Origin of the sequence: Shewanella sp. ECSMB14102, from assembly GCF_000813075.1 — a bacterium.
Classification (GTDB): Bacteria; Pseudomonadota; Gammaproteobacteria; order Enterobacterales; family Shewanellaceae; genus Shewanella; species Shewanella indica.
Genome location: NZ_JWGX01000125.1, coordinates 1 through 777 on the forward strand (window position 1 = coordinate 1; position 777 = coordinate 777).

Genomic DNA, 777 nt, shown 5'->3' on the forward strand with positions numbered 1-777 from the left:
ATAAAATTATGGCCCACCTGCCTGAGCACCTGGAGGATGCAGAAAATGAGCTCACCACGCTCAGCCGGGAGCTGTTCCATGAGATGTTGCAGGAACTTCAGGACAATCAGCAGCGGATTAAAACTCTGGATCTGCGCCTTGCGCTTATCAGCCAGCAAAATGAGGATACCCTCAGACTGAAAAGCATACCTGGTATCGGGCCATTAGGGGCTTCAGCCTTGACGGTAGCTCTGGGCGACAGTGCTGATTTTCAGAATGGCCGGCATTTTGCCAGCTATCTGGGGCTGGTTCCGAAGGAGCACAGCAGTGGTGGTAAAGTCAAACTACTCGGGATAACAAAACGCGGAGATGGTTATCTGCGAGGACTGCTTATTCATGGCGCCCGCTCAGTGGTTTACCGGGTCATCAACCTTCCGGAAGAACGATGTGGAGGTCTCCAGCGGTGGCTGAAAGGTATTATTGCCCGAAGTGGCGTAAACAAAGCTGTAGTGGCGCTGGCTAACAAAAATGCCCGAATAGCGTGGGCGCTAATAAACCAAAAAACAGAGTATATCGTTAAGTAACTAACTGATTTTAATAAGTCCAAAGAGTTGATGTGCTGACAGGTAGAACCGACTCTCTGTGAACCTGACAAATAGCTGGGCTGCTAAAAGCCATGGCACTAATGAGGACAGAGAGTACGGATGTTCATCAGGGCTCACGAAGCCGGATATATGTGTGTGGCTACTTTGTCAGAAAGAGACCTGCCGGTGCTTGCATCGGAGAGGTGTCCATATA

At 49.9% G+C, this 777-nt stretch carries 1 protein-coding gene; it reads left to right on the forward strand.

Annotated features, from left to right (window positions below; all coding sequences use genetic code 11):
• Window positions 1–563: IS110 family transposase (locus tag RC73_RS19640; RefSeq protein WP_039036207.1), on the forward strand; the 563-nt coding region annotated here is incomplete at its 5' end.
• Between the last annotated feature and the right edge of the window lie 214 nt (window positions 564–777).